This is a genomic window from Pseudomonas sp. SYWMCR5 (genome assembly GCF_057197165.1).
Genome location: NZ_JBXUNH010000007.1, coordinates 101,709 through 118,145, shown reverse-complemented (window position 1 = coordinate 118,145; position 16,437 = coordinate 101,709). Strand labels below are relative to the sequence as shown.

15 protein-coding genes are annotated in these 16,437 nt (G+C 64.6%); 11 read left to right on the top strand and 4 right to left on the bottom strand.

The features are described from left to right. Positions 1–86 precede the first annotated feature (86 nt). Both AC2CGW_RS18765 and AC2CGW_RS18760 read left to right on the top strand, forming a co-directional pair. Entirely contained in the window at positions 87–1,820 is a 1,734-nt protein-coding gene (locus tag AC2CGW_RS18765) for a C13 family peptidase (protein ID WP_484574425.1), read from the top strand. 27 nt (positions 1,821–1,847) lie between these two features. Further along, entirely contained in the window at positions 1,848–2,492 is a 645-nt protein-coding gene (locus tag AC2CGW_RS18760) for an oxidoreductase (protein WP_186669240.1), read from the top strand. Between the two features lie 108 nt (positions 2,493–2,600). Here AC2CGW_RS18760 and AC2CGW_RS18755 read toward each other — a convergent pair whose 3' ends face one another. The 4 genes from AC2CGW_RS18755 to AC2CGW_RS18740 all read right to left on the bottom strand — a co-directional run bounded on the left by AC2CGW_RS18755 (position 2,601) and on the right by AC2CGW_RS18740 (position 6,924). Next, a complete protein-coding gene (locus AC2CGW_RS18755; RefSeq protein ID WP_186669238.1) occupies positions 2,601–2,888 on the bottom strand; it encodes a YceK/YidQ family lipoprotein in 288 nt (95 codons plus the stop codon). Further along, entirely contained in the window at positions 2,885–3,514 is a 630-nt protein-coding gene (gene ubiX, locus AC2CGW_RS18750; RefSeq protein WP_054892796.1) for a flavin prenyltransferase UbiX, read from the bottom strand. Before ubiX ends, AC2CGW_RS18755 begins: the two co-directional genes overlap by 4 nt. Further along, a complete protein-coding gene (gene mpl, locus AC2CGW_RS18745; protein ID WP_186710329.1) occupies positions 3,511–4,860 on the bottom strand; it encodes a UDP-N-acetylmuramate:L-alanyl-gamma-D-glutamyl-meso-diaminopimelate ligase in 1,350 nt (449 codons plus the stop codon). Before mpl ends, ubiX begins: the two co-directional genes overlap by 4 nt. Positions 4,861–4,926: 66 nt before the next feature. Next, the gene (locus AC2CGW_RS18740; protein WP_186669234.1) at positions 4,927–6,924 is read right to left on the bottom strand and encodes a sigma-54-dependent Fis family transcriptional regulator; all 1,998 of its coding nucleotides are present in this window, start codon (positions 6,922–6,924) and stop codon (positions 4,927–4,929) included. Between the two features lie 243 nt (positions 6,925–7,167). Here AC2CGW_RS18740 and exaC point away from each other — a divergent pair, with 243 nt between their 5' ends. The 9 genes from exaC to AC2CGW_RS18695 all read left to right on the top strand — a co-directional run bounded on the left by exaC (position 7,168) and on the right by AC2CGW_RS18695 (position 16,385). Beyond that, positions 7,168–8,688 carry an acetaldehyde dehydrogenase ExaC gene (exaC, locus tag AC2CGW_RS18735; protein ID WP_065861505.1) on the top strand — a complete coding sequence of 507 codons (1,521 nt, stop codon included), beginning with the start codon at positions 7,168–7,170 and terminating at the stop codon, positions 8,686–8,688. A gap of 198 nt (positions 8,689–8,886) precedes the next feature. Beyond that, positions 8,887–10,335 (top strand): ethanolamine permease, encoded by a 1,449-nt coding sequence (gene eat, locus AC2CGW_RS18730; RefSeq protein WP_186669232.1) that lies wholly within the window; start codon positions 8,887–8,889, stop codon positions 10,333–10,335. A gap of 49 nt (positions 10,336–10,384) precedes the next feature. Then, positions 10,385–11,779, top strand: a complete 1,395-nt coding sequence (locus AC2CGW_RS18725) for an ethanolamine ammonia-lyase subunit EutB (protein ID WP_186669230.1) — start codon at positions 10,385–10,387, stop codon at positions 11,777–11,779. 8 nt (positions 11,780–11,787) lie between these two features. Then, complete coding sequence (eutC, locus tag AC2CGW_RS18720) at positions 11,788–12,606, top strand: ethanolamine ammonia-lyase subunit EutC (RefSeq protein ID WP_484574424.1); 819 nt, start codon at positions 11,788–11,790, stop codon at positions 12,604–12,606. Between the two features lie 108 nt (positions 12,607–12,714). Continuing rightward, positions 12,715–13,173, top strand: coding sequence for a GNAT family N-acetyltransferase (locus AC2CGW_RS18715; protein ID WP_484574423.1), 459 nt, complete (start codon positions 12,715–12,717; stop codon positions 13,171–13,173). Between the two features lie 209 nt (positions 13,174–13,382). Continuing rightward, positions 13,383–14,030 carry a DedA family protein gene (locus AC2CGW_RS18710; RefSeq protein WP_186669223.1) on the top strand — a complete coding sequence of 216 codons (648 nt, stop codon included), beginning with the start codon at positions 13,383–13,385 and terminating at the stop codon, positions 14,028–14,030. Between the two features lie 6 nt (positions 14,031–14,036). Beyond that, positions 14,037–14,852: a M90 family metallopeptidase gene (locus AC2CGW_RS18705; RefSeq protein ID WP_484574422.1), complete on the top strand. Its 816-nt coding sequence runs from the start codon at positions 14,037–14,039 to the stop codon at positions 14,850–14,852. A gap of 93 nt (positions 14,853–14,945) precedes the next feature. Next, complete coding sequence (ppa, locus tag AC2CGW_RS18700) at positions 14,946–15,473, top strand: inorganic diphosphatase (protein ID WP_003255365.1); 528 nt, start codon at positions 14,946–14,948, stop codon at positions 15,471–15,473. Positions 15,474–15,698: 225 nt separating this feature from the next. Beyond that, positions 15,699–16,385: a LexA family transcriptional regulator gene (locus tag AC2CGW_RS18695; protein ID WP_186669218.1), complete on the top strand. Its 687-nt coding sequence runs from the start codon at positions 15,699–15,701 to the stop codon at positions 16,383–16,385. Positions 16,386–16,437 lie beyond the last annotated feature (52 nt).

Genomic DNA, 16,437 nt, shown 5'->3' with positions numbered 1-16,437 from the left:
CGGGGCCGTTCGGCGGCCCCGGCCACGGCTGTCTCACGCTCCGATTCTGCGGCATACTCGGCGCACCTTTGTGCCCGGATTACGCCATGCGCCCGCTGCTGCCCCTGACCCTGATCCTGCTGCTCGCTGCCTGCGGCGAAGGCGAACCGCTGTCGCCGCCGGACGCGCGCCTGCCCGACGGCGGGCGCTACCGGGGCGAAGTGGTCAATGGCCTGCTGCAGGGCGAAGGCCGCATCGACTACCCCAACGGCAGTTGGTATGCGGGCACGTTCAAGGACGGTCAGTGGCACGGCCAGGGCGAGTGGCACGGCAGCAACGGCGAGGTCTATCGCGGCCAATTCGTCGCTGGGCTGTTCGAAGGCCTGGGCGACCTGACCACCCCCGGCAGCCACTACGCCGGCACCTTCAAGCATGGCCGGCGCGACGGCGAAGGCACCCTCAAGCAGCACGACCAGACCTACCGCGGCCAGTTCAAGGACGACCAGTACGACGGCGCCGGTCAGCTCGAGCTGGCTGACGGCAGCCGCTACCAAGGCCTGTTCGCCAAGGGCAAGCCCAATGGCGCCGGAGTGCGCAGCGATGCCAGCGGCAACCAGTTCAGCGGCCATTTCATCGACGGCCAGCTCGAAGGTGCCGGCACCTACGACAGCGTCGAAGGCGAGCAGTACATCGGTGAATTCAAGGAAAACCGCCTCGAAGGCCGCGGCCGCTACGAGAACGCCGACGGCGACGTGTGGATCGGCGACTTCAAGGATGGCGCGCTCAGCGGCCAGGGCGAGCTGCTGGGCAGCGATGGCAGCCGCTACAAGGGCGGCTTCCAGGACTGGCGCTTCTCTGGCCAGGGTCATCTGCACCTGGCCGACGGCAGCCAGTACATTGGCGGTTTCGACAACGATGCCTACCAGGGCAGCGGCCGGCTGATCCAGGCCGATGGCCGTGTCGAGGCCGGCCAGTGGATCAACGGCGTGCGCGTGCGCGACGACAAGGGCACGCTGCTGCCCGACCCGCTGGACCTGGCCCTGCTCAACCAGGGCAAGCTTCTCGACGAGGCCCTGGCCAAGGTGCCACGCTCGGCCCCACCCATCCAGCTGTACAGCCTGGTGCTGGCCGGCGATGGCCAGCAGAGCGTGTTCCTGCGCGAAGCCGACTATGTCAGCAACATGCTCAGAGTGCGCTTCGGCGCCCGTGGCCAGGTGACCCTGGTCAATCACCGCGACCATCTGGCCGATCGGCCAATGGCCACCCGCGAGAATCTCACCCGTGCCGCCCGCACCCTGGCCGAACGCAGCGGCCCGGAAGATATCGTGTTCGTCTACCTGACCAGCCACGGCAGCCATGACCACCAACTGGTGCTCGACCAGCCGCGCCTGCAACTGGCAGACCTGTCTGCCGACGAACTGGCCAACGCCCTCGCCCCGCTGAAAGATCGCGACAAGGTGATTGTCATCTCCGCCTGCTATTCAGGTGGCTACATCGCCCCGCTCAAGGATGATCGCACGCTGATCATGACTGCAGCGCGCCCTGACCGGGTCTCGTTCGGCTGCTCCGAAGAAGCCGACTTCACCTATTTCGGCGATGCCCTGTTCGCCCAGGCACTGAATCAGACCGACGATCTGAAACAAGCGTTTGAACTGGCGCGCAACAGCGTTGCCGAACGGGAACGAAGGGAAGGTTTCGAAGCCTCCGAGCCGCAGACCTGGGCACCACCGCAGGTGCTCGCGCACTGGCAGCGCCTGCGCCGGCAGCAAGCCGAGGAGGCCTTGAAAAACAAGGCCCAGCCAGCCGCGCCGGAGCAGGCAAAAAAGCCTGGAACCCGCTAAGCTGAGCTGTAACAAGGGAGAGACATCATGTACTTGACGCCTCAGCATGTCCTGCTTGCCGGAGCCACGGGTCTTACGGGTGAACACCTGCTCGACCGCCTGCTCAACGAACCCACCATCAGCCGTGTGCTGGCGCCTACCCGCAGGCCGCTGGCCAAGCATCCGCACCTGGAAAACCCAGTGGGTGACCCGGCGATGTTTCTCCCGCAACTGGCCGGGCGCGTCGATATCGCCTTCTGCTGCCTGGGCACCACGCTCAAGCAGGCCGGTTCGGAAACCGCCTTCCGTGCAGTGGACCTGGACATGGTCGTGGCCTTCAGCAAGCGCGCCCGCGAGATGGGCGCACGCCATCTGCTGGTGATCAGCGCGCTCGGTGCAGACCCCAAATCATCGATCTTCTACAACCGGGTCAAGGGCGAGATGGAAGAGGCGCTCAAGGCTCAGGACTGGCCGCAACTGACCATCGTGCGACCATCGCTGCTGCTGGGTGAGCGGCTCGAGCCACGGCTGGCCGAGCAACTGGCCGGGCCTTTCGCAAGGCTGATTCCCGGGAAGTACCGCGGCATCGAGGCCTGCACCCTGGCCCGGGCACTGTGGCGGCTGGCGTTGGAGGAAGAGGACGGAATTCGGGTGGTCGAGTCCGACGAGTTGCGCAAGCTGGGCAAGAAATAGCAATACCTTCAGAGGCCTCTTCGCGGGTAAACCCGCTCCCACCAGGACCGCACAGAATTCAAAGACGGTGCGGTCCCTGTGGGAGCGGGTTTACCCGCGAAAGGGCCGTTACAGGCCGCCGCGGGCGTTGAACCCCACCCCGACCGCCGTCAGCAACGACAGCGGCAACAGTACAGTATCCAGCAACATGCTCCCAGGCAGATCCAACCGTGGATATGCCGGCGCATCCGCGCCGAAATGATCCCGCGGGCAGCACCCACCATTGATCACATACAGGTCCAGGCGAGTGCCGGCATACACCACCGGCGCCCCAGGCTGGTTGGCGTCCAGCGTTCGTACTGTCGCGCAACCACCCAGGCTGCCCAGCAGCAGCAAGCCTGCCAGCGCGCGCTTCAATCATCGACCCCGTAATGATGCTCGCCCCAGCGCGGCAACATGTCCTGGGGTATGTTCAGCAGGTTGAGCACCCGTGCGACAACGAAGTCCACCAGGTCATCGATGGTCTGCGGCTGGTGATAGAAGCCCGGCGCTGCCGGCAGGATCACCGCGCCCATCTGCGAAAGCTTGAGCATGTTCTCCAGGTGAATGGTGGAGAACGGCGCTTCACGCGGCACCAGGATCAGCTGGCGGCGTTCCTTGAGCGTGACGTCCGCTGCCCGTTCGATCAAATTGTTGCAGGCACCGGTGGCGATTGCCGACAGCGTGCCAGTCGAACAGGGCACCACCACCATCGCCGCAGGTGCGCCGGAGCCCGAAGCCACCGGCGACATCCAGTCTTCCTTGCCATACACGCGAATCTGCCCGTCGGCAGCGCCGGTGTATTCGGTCAGAAAGGCCTGCATCGCCTGCGGCTTGGGCGGCAGCACCACGTCGGTTTCGGTGGACATCACCAGCTGCGCAGCCTTGGAGATGAGGAAGTGCACCTCGCGGTCCTCGCGCACCAGGCAATCGAGCAGGCGCAGCCCGTACTGCGCCCCGGAAGCACCGGTCATCGCCAGGGTGATGCGCTCCGGGCCGCTCACTTCAGGGCCTCGGCCAGCTTGCCGTGCAGGCCACCGAAGCCACCATTGCTCATGATCACCACATGGGTGCCCGGACGTGCCTGGCCCTTGATCCGCTCGATGATCGCCTCGAGGCTGTCGGCCACCACGCTCGGCACCGAGCACTGCGCTGCCGTGGCGGCCAGGTCCCAGCCCAGGTTGGCCGGGGCGTACCAGATCACCTGGTCGGCATCGTTGACACTCTCCGGCAGGCCATCACGGTGTGCGCCCAGTTTCATGGAGTTGGAGCGCGGTTCGATCACCGCAATCACCGGCGCCTCGCCCACACGCTTGCGCAGGCCGTCGAGGGTGGTGGCGATGGCGGTCGGGTGGTGGGCGAAATCGTCGTAGATGGTCACACCCTGCACCTCGGCGACCTTCTCCATGCGCCGCTTGACGCTCTTGAACGCGCTGAGGCCGTCGATGCCCATGGCCGGCACCACGCCGACATGGCGCGCCGCCGCGAGCGTGGCCAGGGCATTGGCGACGTTGTGCTGACCGGTCAGGGCCCAGTCCACCACGCCCTGCACCTCACCGTCGAACAGCACTTCGAAGCGCGAACCGTCCGGACTGAGCAGGCGCGCCTGCCACTGGCCACCTTCGCCGGTGGTTTGCACCGGGGTCCAGCAGCCCATGCCGATGACCCGCTCGAGCGCCTGTTCGGTGGTCGGGTGGATGACCAGGCCTTCGCTCGGAATGGTACGGACCAAATGGTGGAACTGCCGCTCGATGGACGCCAGATCCGGGAAGATATCCGCATGATCGAACTCAAGATTATTGAGGATCGCGGTGCGCGGATGGTAATGCACGAACTTCGAACGTTTATCGAAGAAGGCGCTGTCGTATTCGTCGGCCTCGACCACGAAGAACGGCGTGCCGCCCAGGCGCGCCGAGACCGAGAAGTTCTGCGGCACGCCGCCGATCAGGAAGCCCGGGCTCATGCCCGCATGCTCCAGCACCCAGGCCAGCATGCTGCTGGTGGTGGTCTTGCCATGGGTGCCGGCCACTGCCAGCACCCAGCGGCCCTGCAGCACATGGTCGGCCAGCCACTGCGGGCCGGAGACATAGGGCAGGCCCTTGTTCAGCACGTATTCCACGGCAGGGTTGCCACGCGACATGGCGTTGCCGATGACCACAAGGTCAGGAGCCGGCTCCAGCTGGGCCGGATCGTAGCCTTGGGTGAGCTCGATGCCCTGAGCCTCGAGCTGAGTGCTCATCGGCGGATAGACGTTGGCGTCGGAACCGGTGACGCGATGGCCGAGCTCCTTGGCGAGCACCGCCAGCGAACCCATGAAAGTGCCGCAAATACCGAGAATGTGAATGTGCATGGTCGACCTCGCAAAACATCGAGGCAGGGTAGCCCAGGGCGAGGGAAATCGCACCCGCTGTTTCGCTCAACCGGCCCTGGCGATACCGTGTTTACGCAGTTTTCGATACAAGGTATTGCGGCTGATGCCCAGGTGTTCGGCGACACGGGTCATGTGCCAGTGTTTTGCCTCCAGCACGTCCAGCAGCGCCTGGCGTTCTGCACCCTGCAATACATCGACGCCCACCGATCTCTCAGGCGTGACACCGGACCTGTGGGAGCGGGCTTGCCCGCGAAGAGGCCCGACCTGACAAGGCAAGGCGAGGGCGTTGCCCTCGTTCGCGGGCAAGCCCGCTCCCACAGAGCTCGCGCGAGTCCTGACAATAGAGGGAAGGTCCGGGAACCGGATCAGGGAGCCCTCGCACAAGGCGACTAGCGTGCGCAGCATATTGCGCATCTGTCGCACGTTCCCCGGCCAGGCGAAGTCCAGCAGCGCCTGGCGCGCCTCGGGAGCCAACTGCACCACCTGCCCTTGCCCCTCCTGGCGCAACAGGAAGTCCAGCAACGCCCCCCTGTCACTGCGCTCGCGCACCGCCGGCAGCGCCACCTCCATGCCATTGAGCCGGTAGTACAGGTCCTCACGGAAACTGCCCTGCTCCACCCGCTCCAGCAAGTCGCGGTGCGTGGCACTGACGATACGCACATCCACCGCCTGCGGCTCACCGCCAATCGGCACCACCTGGCGCTCTTCCAGCACCCGCAGCAGGCGGGTCTGCAAAGCCAGCGGCATGTCGCCGATCTCGTCCAGCAACAAGGTACCGCCATCGGCTTGCAGCAGCTTGCCACGCATCCCTTCCTTGCGCGCCCCGGTGAAGCTGCCACCGCGATAGCCGAACAGCTCGCTCTCGATCAGGCTCTCGGGGATCGACGCACAGTTCACCGCCACGAACGGCTTGCCACGGCGCTGGCTGGCCTGATGCACGGCCAGGGCGAAGGCCTCTTTACCGCAGCCGGTTTCGCCGCGCAGCAGCAGCGGCACATCGCGTTCGAACACGCGCACGGCACGCTGGAAATCGTGTTGCAAGGCCGGGTCCAGCAAGCAGATGCCAGGCTGCGCAGCGGGAATGCCCCGGGGCAGGCTGGCCGGTACGGTCCATTGCGGCGCCCTCGCCTGCCCGCGCAGGCTGGCAAACACCTGGCGGCCATCGCGGGTGCGCAACGGCCAGACCGTACTGCCGACTGGCGTGGCACGGCTGAATAGCTCGTCATGACTGCAGGCGAAGAACATCTCCAGCGGCTTGCCCAGCACACCGCCACGAATGGTGCTCAACAGGTTCAGAGCACTCTGGTTGGCGGCGCAGATGCGGCCATCGCCATCGAACGCCAGCAACCCTTCGCTGAACTGACCGACCGACTCGGCTTGCACATGAAAGCGCAGCAACCATTGCTGCTCGAAATGACGCAGGAAATAACAGCTCTCGATCATCTTCGCCGAGAGGTTGACCAGCGCCATGGTGTGAAACTGGCTCTGGCGCGACACGTCCGGCCGCGCCGAGGACACATCGAGCACTGCCAGCAGCTCGCCGTGCGGGTCGAACACCGGGCTCGCCGAGCAGGTCAGGCCGGTGTGCCGACCACGAAAATGCTCGTCCTGGTGAATGGTCAGGGCCTGACGTTCGACCAGGCACGTACCGATGCCATTGGTACCCTCGCGGGCCTCGCTCCAGTCCGCGCCCAGCCACAGCCCGGCACGCTCGAAGCTGCGCCGCTCGGTGGGCGAGGTGACACAATTGAGGATCACGCCGCGGGCATCGGTGAGCAACACCGCATGGCCGGCGCCGGACAGCTGCTGGTGCAGGCTGTTCATTTCATGGTCAGCGATCTTCAGCACCTGGCGCAGGCGCTCGCGACTCTCCAGCAGACGACCGTGCTCGAGCACTACCGGTGCCTCGAGCACAGACGGGTCAAGGTGATAGTCGTCCAGGCAGCGCAGCCAGGAGCGTGCAATGGAAGGGTCGCTGCCAGCTTCGCCACGGGCAACGGTATGCACTTGCTGGGCATGGCGGCTGAATGCGTTGCTCTGCATTTGTTGTTGTTCTCCGCAGATAGAGATTTCAGCCAGCATCCTCCGCAGCGACCGCCCGGTCAAGCACGTACCGCAAACGGTACAAAGTGTCACCCTGGCCGTGCCAGCACTGGCACACACGCCCAGCGAAGCCGCCCTGCGCGTGACCCAAGTCATTGATTTGGCTAGGGCCCACCACACTGGCCCGACCTTTGCTCTACGCTTTTCAACTCCCCAACAAACACAATAGCCAGGAGACACACCATGCGTTACGCACATCCCGGTACCGAGGGCGCCAAGGTCTCGTTCAAGAGCCGCTACGGCAACTACATCGGCGGCGAGTTCGTAGCTCCGGTCAAAGGGCAATACTTCGAGAACACCTCGCCGGTGAATGGCAAGCTGATCGCCGAATTCCCCCGCTCCACTGCCGAAGACATCGACAAGGCCCTGGATGCCGCCCACGCCGCCGCCGACGCCTGGGGCCGCACCAGCGTGCAGGACCGCTCCAACGTCCTGCTGAAGATCGCCGACCGCATCGAGCAGAACCTCGAAGTGCTGGCCATCACCGAAACCTGGGACAACGGCAAGCCAATCCGCGAGACCCTCAACGCCGACATCCCGCTGGCGGTCGACCACTTCCGCTATTTCGCCGGCTGCATCCGCGCCCAGGAAGGCGGCGCCGCCGAAATCAACGAAAACACGGTCGCCTACCACATCCACGAACCGCTGGGCGTGGTCGGCCAGATCATCCCTTGGAACTTCCCGCTGCTGATGGCCGCCTGGAAACTCGCACCGGCCCTGGCCGCCGGCAACTGCGTGGTGCTCAAGCCCGCCGAGCAGACCCCACTGGGCATCACCGTACTGCTCGAGCTGATCGGCGACCTGCTGCCCAAGGGCGTGCTCAACGTGGTCCAGGGCTACGGCCGCGAGGCCGGTGAAGCGCTGGCCACCAGCAAGCGCATCGCCAAGATCGCCTTCACAGGCTCCACCCCGGTGGGCTCGCACATCATGAAGTGCGCCGCCGAGAACATCATCCCGTCCACCGTGGAACTGGGCGGCAAGTCGCCGAACGTCTACTTCGAAGACATCATGCAGGCCGAGCCGACCTTCATCGAGAAAGCGGCCGAAGGCATGGTGCTGGCCTTCTTCAACCAGGGCGAGGTGTGCACCTGCCCGTCCCGCGCCCTGGTGCAGGAATCGATCTACCCGCAGTTCATGGAAGTGGTGATGAAGAAGGTGCTGCAGATCAAGCGCGGCGACCCGCTGGACACCGACACCATGGTCGGCGCGCAGGCCTCGCAGCAGCAGTTCGAGAAGATCCAGTCCTACCTCAAGATTGCCCAGGAAGAAGGCGCCGAGCTGCTGACCGGCGGCAAAGTGGAGCAGCTCGAAGGCTCGCTGGCCACCGGCTATTACATCCAGCCGACCCTGCTCAAGGGCAACAACAAGATGCGTGTGTTCCAGGAGGAAATCTTCGGCCCGGTGGTCAGCGTCACCACCTTCAAGGATGAGGCCGAAGCCCTGGCGATCGCCAACGACACCGAGTTCGGCCTGGGTGCCGGCGTCTGGACCCGCGACATCAACCGCGCCTACCGCATGGGCCGCGGCATCAAGGCCGGTCGTGTGTGGACCAACTGCTACCACCTGTATCCGGCGCATGCCGCGTTCGGTGGCTACAAGAAGTCCGGCGTCGGTCGTGAAACCCACAAGATGATGCTCGACCACTACCAGCAGACCAAGAACCTGCTGGTGAGCTACGACATCAACCCGCTGGGCTTCTTCTAAAACAGTGCGTTGGGGCTGCTGCGCAGCCCATCGCGGGGCAAGCCCGCTCCTACAGAAATTGCGCAATCTGTGTGTAGGAGCGGGCTTGCCCCGCGATGGGCCGCAAAGCGGCCCCAACCGCTCTGGCTCGCTTCCTGCAACACAAATCACCAAGGCCCGGAATACCTTCCGGCCACCAAAAAAACAACAGGTGAAACCATGCCAAGCGATCACTCCGCCGGCACGCCGGCAAGTTCCTCCGTAGATTTCGAGAAAGTCGGCTCCGACTATTTCCAGCAACGTGAACTGAAAAAAGGCGCCGCAGGCTGGGTCCTGCTGGTGGGCCTGGGCGTGGCCTATGTGATTTCCGGCGACTACGCCGGCTGGAACTTCGGCCTCGCCCAAGGCGGCTGGGGCGGCATGTTCCTGGCCACGCTGCTGATGGCCACCATGTACCTGTGCATGTGCTTCTCGCTGGCCGAGCTGTCCTCGATGATCCCCACCGCGGGCGGCGGCTACGGCTTCGCGCGCAGCGCGTTCGGGCCCTGGGGCGGCTTTCTCACCGGCACGGCGATCCTCATCGAATATGCCATCGCCCCTGCCGCCATCGCCGTGTTCATCGGCGCCTACTGCCAATCGCTGTTCGGCATCGGCGGCTGGATGATCTACCTGGCGTTCTACATCGTCTTCATCGGCATCCACATCTTCGGCGTCGGCGAGGCGCTGAAGCTGATGTTCATCATCACCGCCATCGCTGCGATTGCACTGGCGGTGTTCCTGATCGGCATGGTGCCCCATTTTGATGCAGCCAACCTGTTCGACATCGCCAAGACCGACGCCGTCGGCGCCAGCAGCTTCCTGCCATTTGGCTATGTCGGCATCTGGGCGGCAATCCCCTATGCGATCTGGTTCTTCCTCGCCGTCGAAGGCGTGCCCCTGGCCGCCGAAGAGACCAAGAACCCCAAGCGCGACCTGCCCCGCGGCCTGATCGGCGCGATGCTGGTGCTGCTGGCCTTCGCCCTGCTGATCCTGGTGGTCGGCCCCGGCGGCGCCGGCTCCGAAGCGCTCAAGGCTTCGGGCAACCCGCTGGTCGAGGCGCTGTCGAAGGCGTACGGCGGCTCGACCTGGATGGGCGGCTTCGTCAACCTGGTGGGTCTGGCCGGGCTGATCGCCAGCTTCTTCTCGATCATCTACGCCTATTCGCGGCAGATTTTCGCACTTTCACGCGCGGGCTACCTGCCGCGCAAGCTCTCGGAAACCAACAAGAGCAAGGCGCCGGTACTGGCCCTGGTGATCCCCGGCATCATCGGTTTTGCCCTGTCGCTGACTGGCCAGGGTGACCTGCTGATCCTGGTCGCGGTGTTCGGTGCCACCCTGTCCTACGTGCTGATGATGGCCGCGCACATCACCCTGCGCATCCGCCGACCGAAGATGGAGCGCCCGTACCGCACGCCCGGCGGCATCTTCACTTCGGGCGTGGCGCTGGTGCTGGCCTGCATCGCCGTGGTCGCCGGCTTCCTGGTCGACCCACGCGTGGTGATTGGCGCTGCCGTGATCTATGCGGTATTAATTGCCTACTTTGCTTTCTACAGTCGCCACCATCTGGTGGCCGGGACGCCGGAAGAGGAATTCGCCGCGATCCAGAAGGCCGAAGAGGCCTTGCACTGATCGCCGACTTACGCCGCAGGCCAGCCCTGCGGCGCCCTGGAGATTCTGTATGGCAAGTTTCGTACACACGGTAGGCAATCTGGTCTACCGCTTCGACAGCCTCAAGGAAGTCATGGCCAAGGCCAGCCCGGCGCGCTCGGGCGACTTCCTGGCCGGTGTTGCCGCCAGCAACGACGGTGAGCGGGTCGCCGCACAAATGGCCCTGGCCAGCATCCCGCTCAGTCACTTTCTCAACGAAGCACTGATCCCCTACGAACAGGACGAGATCACCCGGCTGATCATCGACACCCATGACGCCGCCGCCTTCGCCCCGGTCAGCCACCTCACCGTCGGCGGCCTGCGTGACTGGCTGCTCAGCGAGGCGGCCGACGAAGCCAGTCTGCGCGCCCTGGCCCCCGGCCTGACGCCGGAAATGGCCGCCGCCGTATCCAAGATCATGCGTGTCCAGGACCTGGTGCTGGTGGCGCAGAAGATCCGCGTGGTCACTACCTTTCGCGGCACCATGGGCCTGCGCGGGCGGCTGTCGACCCGCCTGCAGCCCAACCACCCCACCGACGAGCCGGCTGGCATCGCCGCCAGCATCCTCGACGGCCTGCTGTACGGCAACGGCGACGCCATGATCGGCATCAACCCGGCCACCGACAGCATCGCCTCGATCTGCGCCCTGCTGGAAATGCTCGATGCGATCATCCAGCGCTACGACATTCCCACCCAGGCCTGCGTGCTCACCCACGTCACCACCTCGATCGAGGCGATCAACCGAGGCGTGCCGCTGGACTTGGTGTTCCAGTCCATCGCCGGCACCGAGGCCGCCAACGCCGGCTTCGGCATCAACCTCAACGTGCTTCAGGAAGGCTACGAGGCCGGGCTGTCGCTCAAGCGCGGCACCCTCGGGCAGAATCTCATGTACTTCGAGACCGGCCAGGGCAGCGCGCTGTCGGCCAACGCCCACCACGGCGTCGATCAACAGACCTGCGAGACCCGCGCCTACGCCGTGGCTCGGCATTTCAAGCCATTCCTGGTCAATACCGTGGTCGGTTTCATCGGCCCGGAGTACCTGTACAACGGCAAGCAGATCATCCGCGCCGGCCTGGAAGACCACTTCTGCGGCAAGCTGCTCGGCGTGCCGATGGGCTGCGACATCTGCTACACCAACCACGCCGAAGCCGACCAGGACGACATGGACACCCTGCTGACCCTGCTCGGTGTCGCCGGGATCAACTTCATCATGGGCATCCCTGGCTCCGACGACATCATGCTCAACTACCAGACCACCTCGTTCCACGACGCGCTTTACGCGCGCCAGACCCTCGGCCTGAAACCCGGCCCGGAATTCGAAGCCTGGCTGGAACGCACCGGCATCTTCACCCAGGCCGACGGCCGGGTGCGCTTCGGCGACAACCTGCCTCCGGCCTTCCGCCACGCGCTGGCGCAGCTCGCATAGGGATGAGCATGGACCGACATACCCCCACACATGACAATCCCTGGCTGGCCCTGCGCAACCTGACGCCCGCGCGCATTGCCCTGGGCCGTACCGGCACAAGCCTGCCGACCGGCGCGCAACTGGACTTCCAGTTCGCCCACGCCCAGGCTCGCGATGCGGTACACCTGCCCTTCGACCATGCCGGCCTGCGCCAGCAACTGAGCGACCGTGGCCGTGACAGTCTTTTGCTGCACAGCGCCGCTGCCGATCGTCACCAGTACCTGCAGCGTCCCGATCTGGGCCGTCGTCTGAGCGACGACTCGGCGCTGAAACTGCGCGAACACGCCCAGGCCAACCCGGGCGGCGTCGATCTGGCAATCGTGGTGGCCGACGGCCTCTCGGCATTGGCCGTGCATCGCCACACCTTGCCGTTGCTGAGTCGCTTCGAGGAACAGGCCGCCGCCGATGGCTGGAGCAGTGCCCCGGTGATCCTGGTGGAGCAGGGACGGGTCGCGGTGGCCGACGAGGTCGGCGAGCTGCTCGGTGCGCGGATGACCGTGATGCTGATCGGCGAACGCCCCGGCCTGAGCTCGCCCGACAGCCTGGGCCTGTACTTCACCTACGCCCCGAAAGTGGGCCTGACCGACGCCTACCGCAACTGCATCTCCAACGTACGCCTGGAAGGCCTGAGCTACGGCATGGCCGCGCATCGCCTGCTGTACCTGATGCGCGAGGCCTGTCGCCGGCAGCTTTCAGGGGTGAACCTGAAGGATGAAGCCGAGGTCCACAGCATCGACAGCGAAAATCCCTCCAACAAATGCGGAAACTTCCTGCTTGGTGAAGGGTAAAAAACATGTAACCCAAGGCGGATTGCGCTTCTAGGCTGCCTTGGGGCAGCATGCCGGTACGAGGCAGCTTGCATCCCCCCGTTCCCACATGGACTCTGAGGCCTGCTCATGCGCATCATCAAGGCAACCCTGGAACACCTCGACCTGCTCACCCCGCTGTTCGTCACCTATCGCGAGTTCTACGGGCAACTGCCCTACCCCGATACTTCGCGCACCTTCCTCGAGAAGCGCCTGAAACGCGGCGAGTCGGTGATCTACCTGGCCCTGCCGGATGACGACGACCACAAGCTGCTGGGCTTCTGCCAGCTCTACCCGAGCTTCTCGTCGCTGTCGCTCAAGCGCGTGTGGATCCTCAACGACATCTACGTCGCCGAGGATTCCCGGCGCATGCTGGTGGCCGACCATCTGATGCGCGAAGCCAAGAAGATGGCGAAGGTAACCAACGCCGTACGCATGCGCGTGTCCACCAGCAGCAACAACGAGGTGGCGATGAAAACCTACGAGTCCATGGGCTTTCGCAAGGATACCGAGTTCGAGAACTACGTCCTGCCGATCAGCCAGGATTGACCAGCCGGGCTTCTGGCCTGTGGGGACGGCACCTGCCGTCCCGTAACCCGCCGCTACAAACTCCCCGGGCATCTTCCCGACTTCGCCGTATAATGCCCCATTCGTCATGTGTGAAAAGTTACCTATCCACCGGTGAACATGCCCACGCAAAATGACGTCGTCCGTCATCGCGCGCCCGTGGAAGCGGGTCAAGACAACAGGTGCTGTACATGGAATTCAACCCGCTGGACCTTATCCTGCATCTCGATGCCTACCTCGACCTGCTGGTGACCAACTATGGTCCCTGGATCTACGCCATTCTGTTCGCGGTGATCTTCTGCGAGACCGGCCTGGTGGTCATGCCCTTCCTGCCGGGCGATTCGCTGCTGTTCATCGCCGGCGCCGTGGCCGCGGGCGGTGGCATGGACCCGGTACTGCTCGCCGGCCTGCTGATGATCGCGGCGATCCTGGGCGACAGCACCAACTACGTGATCGGACGCACGGCCGGAGAACGGCTGTTCCGCAACCCGAACTCGAAGATTTTCCGCCGCGACTACCTGCAGCGCACCCACGAATTCTACGAACGCCACGGCGGCAAGACCGTCACCCTGGCGCGCTTCCTGCCGATCCTGCGCACCTTCGCGCCATTCGTCGCCGGCATCGCCCACATGCACTACCCGCGCTTCCTCGGCTTCAGCGTCGCCGGCACCCTGCTGTGGGTCGGCGGCCTGGTCACCCTGGGCTACTTCTTCGGCAACGTGCCCTTCATCAAGCAGCACCTGTCGCTGATGGTCGTGGCCATCATCGTCCTGTCGCTGGTGCCGATGATCCTCGGTTTGCTGCGTGGCCGGCTGGGCCGTACCGCCAAGGCCCACTGACCGTCCATGTGGTCGTTCAGCGCCTGGCGGCGCAAGCGCACCCTGGCGCGCTACCAGATCGATCAAGCACTGTGGCAGGCGATCCGTGACCGTCTGCCCCTGCTCGACGGCATCAGCGACGAGGAAGACCGCTGGCTGCGCGAGGCCAGCGTGCTGTTTCTCTACGACAAGCACCTCACCACCCTGCCCGGCGTCGAGCTGGACGACGAGCAGCGTCTGTTCCTCGCGGCCCAGGCTCAGCTACCGCTGCTGCACCTGGGCGATCTGAACTGGTACCAGGGCTTTCACGAAATCATTCTCTACCCCGACGACTTCAAGAGCCCGCAGCGCCACCGCGACGCCAGTGGTGTCGAGCACGTGTGGGACGCCGAACACAGCGGCGAGGCCTGGCAGCAGGGCCCGGTGATCATGGCCTGGGCCGGCGTCGAGGCCAGCGGCGGCTGGGAAGCCTACAACCTGGTGATCCACGAGCTGGCGCACAAGCTCGACATGCTCAACGGCGACGCCAATGGCCTGCCGCCCCTGCACCCAGGCATGGACGTCAGTGCCTGGGCCGAGGCCATGCAACAGGCCTACGACGACCTCAACCGCCAGCTCGACGCCAACCCTGACCTGGAAACGGCCATCGACCCCTACGCAGCGGAAAACCCGGCCGAGTTCTTCGCCGTGACCAGTGAATACTTCTTCAGTGCCCCTGACTTGCTGCATGAAAGTTATCCACAGGTGTACCGGCAATTGTCGCTGTTCTACCGCCAGGACCCGCTGGCCCGCCTGACACGCCTGCAAGCCGAGCACCCGCAGTACCGCGACGCCTCCGTCTGATCTGCCCGCACATCAGGCCGACCGTGGCATGCGTTGGCGGAATGTGCCTATAATCGCCGCCACTTTTTTGGTCAATCACGGGGGCAAAGCCCAATGAGCTACAGCAAGATTCCTGCGGGCAAGGACCTGCCGAACGACATCTACGTCGCCATCGAGATCCCGGCCAACCACGCGCCGATCAAATACGAGATCGACAAGGACAGCGATACCCTGTTCGTCGACCGTTTCATGGCAACCCCGATGTTCTACCCAGCCAACTACGGCTTCATCCCCAACACCCTGGCCGACGACGGTGATCCGCTGGACGTGCTGGTCGTCACCCCGTACCCGGTCGCCCCAGGCTCGGTGATTCGCGCCCGTCCGGTCGGCGTGCTGAACATGACCGACGACGGCGGCGGCGACGCCAAGGTCATCGCCGTACCGCACGACAAGCTGTCGCAGCTGTACGTCGACGTGAAAGAGTACACCGACCTGCCGGCCCTGCTGATCCAGCAGATCGAGCACTTCTTCGCCAACTACAAGGATCTGGAGAAGGGCAAGTGGGTCAAGATCGAAGGTTGGGAAGGCGCTGACGCCGCCCGCGCCGCGATCACCAAGTCGGTTGCCGCCTACAAGGGCTGATGACCGCCTTGCCATGAAAAAGCCCGGCCATGTGTGCTGGGTTTTTTTATGCCTGTCAGATACAGACACCGTTTTCTTGCGGGGTCTTCAAATGCCTCATCCAGAAATAAGAGAAAAATCCCACATTAGCCTGCAAAAGCGGCCGACAAAAACTCCAGATTCCCACCATCAGCATAAACATCCTGTTTATTTCCTCGCCTCGCGCCACAATCTAGACTCGCCGCCATGAACAATTCCGGTGACCGTCTCAAGACCCTTCTGCAGGAATGTGGCCTGACCGCTTCCGACTTCGCCGCCCAGCGCAAGGTCACGCCCCAGCACGTGAACAATTGGTTCAAACGGGGTATTCCCCTGGCGCGCCTGGACGAACTCGCCGACCTGTTCTGCGTCCATCGCCGCTGGCTGCGCAACGGCGAAGGCCCCAAGCACCCGAGCCCGATCCTGCGTCCTGGCCTGCCTCAACCCGAAACCACGCTACCCGGCCATGGCGGCAGGCAGATCTGCGTCGATTTCCACCGCCTGCTCGACGGCCTGCTCATACCGGATCCGGACCGCCACCTGCTGGTGTCGGCCCAGGCCTTGGAGACGCTCGGCATCCTCCCGGAAAATGCCATCTGCCTGGACATGCCGGACGCCAACATGGCCCCGCTGATCCCCATTGGCGCCGCCCTGGCCATCGACCGCAGCCTGACCCGCGTGGTCGACGGGCAGACCTACGCGCTGCTGCACGAGGGCCGGCTGCGGGTGCACAGCCTCAGCGTGGGGCAGAACGGCACGCTGTGCCTGCACAGCCACGACCGACGCAACTACGCCGTCGAGCGCTACACCCCGGCCCAGCGCCACGCCCAGGGCATGCAGGTATTGGGTTGGGTATTCTGGTGGTCGTGGTTCAGCCGTCAGCGGCCCGTATGACACACCCGGTGCCAATTTTCGCTGGGCATCCCTGGCGAGCCCTAGTATGCTA

Coding starts and splice junctions, on each gene's coding strand:
- AC2CGW_RS18765 (WP_484574425.1), top strand. CDS start 87: ATGCGCCCGCTGCTGCCCCTGACCCTGATCCTGCTGCTCGCTGCCTGC.
- AC2CGW_RS18760 (WP_186669240.1), top strand. CDS start 1,848: ATGTACTTGACGCCTCAGCATGTCCTGCTTGCCGGAGCCACGGGTCTT.
- mpl (WP_186710329.1), bottom strand. CDS start 4,860: ATGCACATTCACATTCTCGGTATTTGCGGCACTTTCATGGGTTCGCTG.
- AC2CGW_RS18740 (WP_186669234.1), bottom strand. CDS start 6,924: ATGCAGAGCAACGCATTCAGCCGCCATGCCCAGCAAGTGCATACCGTT.
- exaC (WP_065861505.1), top strand. CDS start 7,168: ATGCGTTACGCACATCCCGGTACCGAGGGCGCCAAGGTCTCGTTCAAG.
- eat (WP_186669232.1), top strand. CDS start 8,887: ATGCCAAGCGATCACTCCGCCGGCACGCCGGCAAGTTCCTCCGTAGAT.
- AC2CGW_RS18725 (WP_186669230.1), top strand. CDS start 10,385: ATGGCAAGTTTCGTACACACGGTAGGCAATCTGGTCTACCGCTTCGAC.
- eutC (WP_484574424.1), top strand. CDS start 11,788: ATGGACCGACATACCCCCACACATGACAATCCCTGGCTGGCCCTGCGC.
- AC2CGW_RS18715 (WP_484574423.1), top strand. CDS start 12,715: ATGCGCATCATCAAGGCAACCCTGGAACACCTCGACCTGCTCACCCCG.
- AC2CGW_RS18710 (WP_186669223.1), top strand. CDS start 13,383: ATGGAATTCAACCCGCTGGACCTTATCCTGCATCTCGATGCCTACCTC.
- AC2CGW_RS18705 (WP_484574422.1), top strand. CDS start 14,037: ATGTGGTCGTTCAGCGCCTGGCGGCGCAAGCGCACCCTGGCGCGCTAC.
- ppa (WP_003255365.1), top strand. CDS start 14,946: ATGAGCTACAGCAAGATTCCTGCGGGCAAGGACCTGCCGAACGACATC.
- AC2CGW_RS18695 (WP_186669218.1), top strand. CDS start 15,699: ATGAACAATTCCGGTGACCGTCTCAAGACCCTTCTGCAGGAATGTGGC.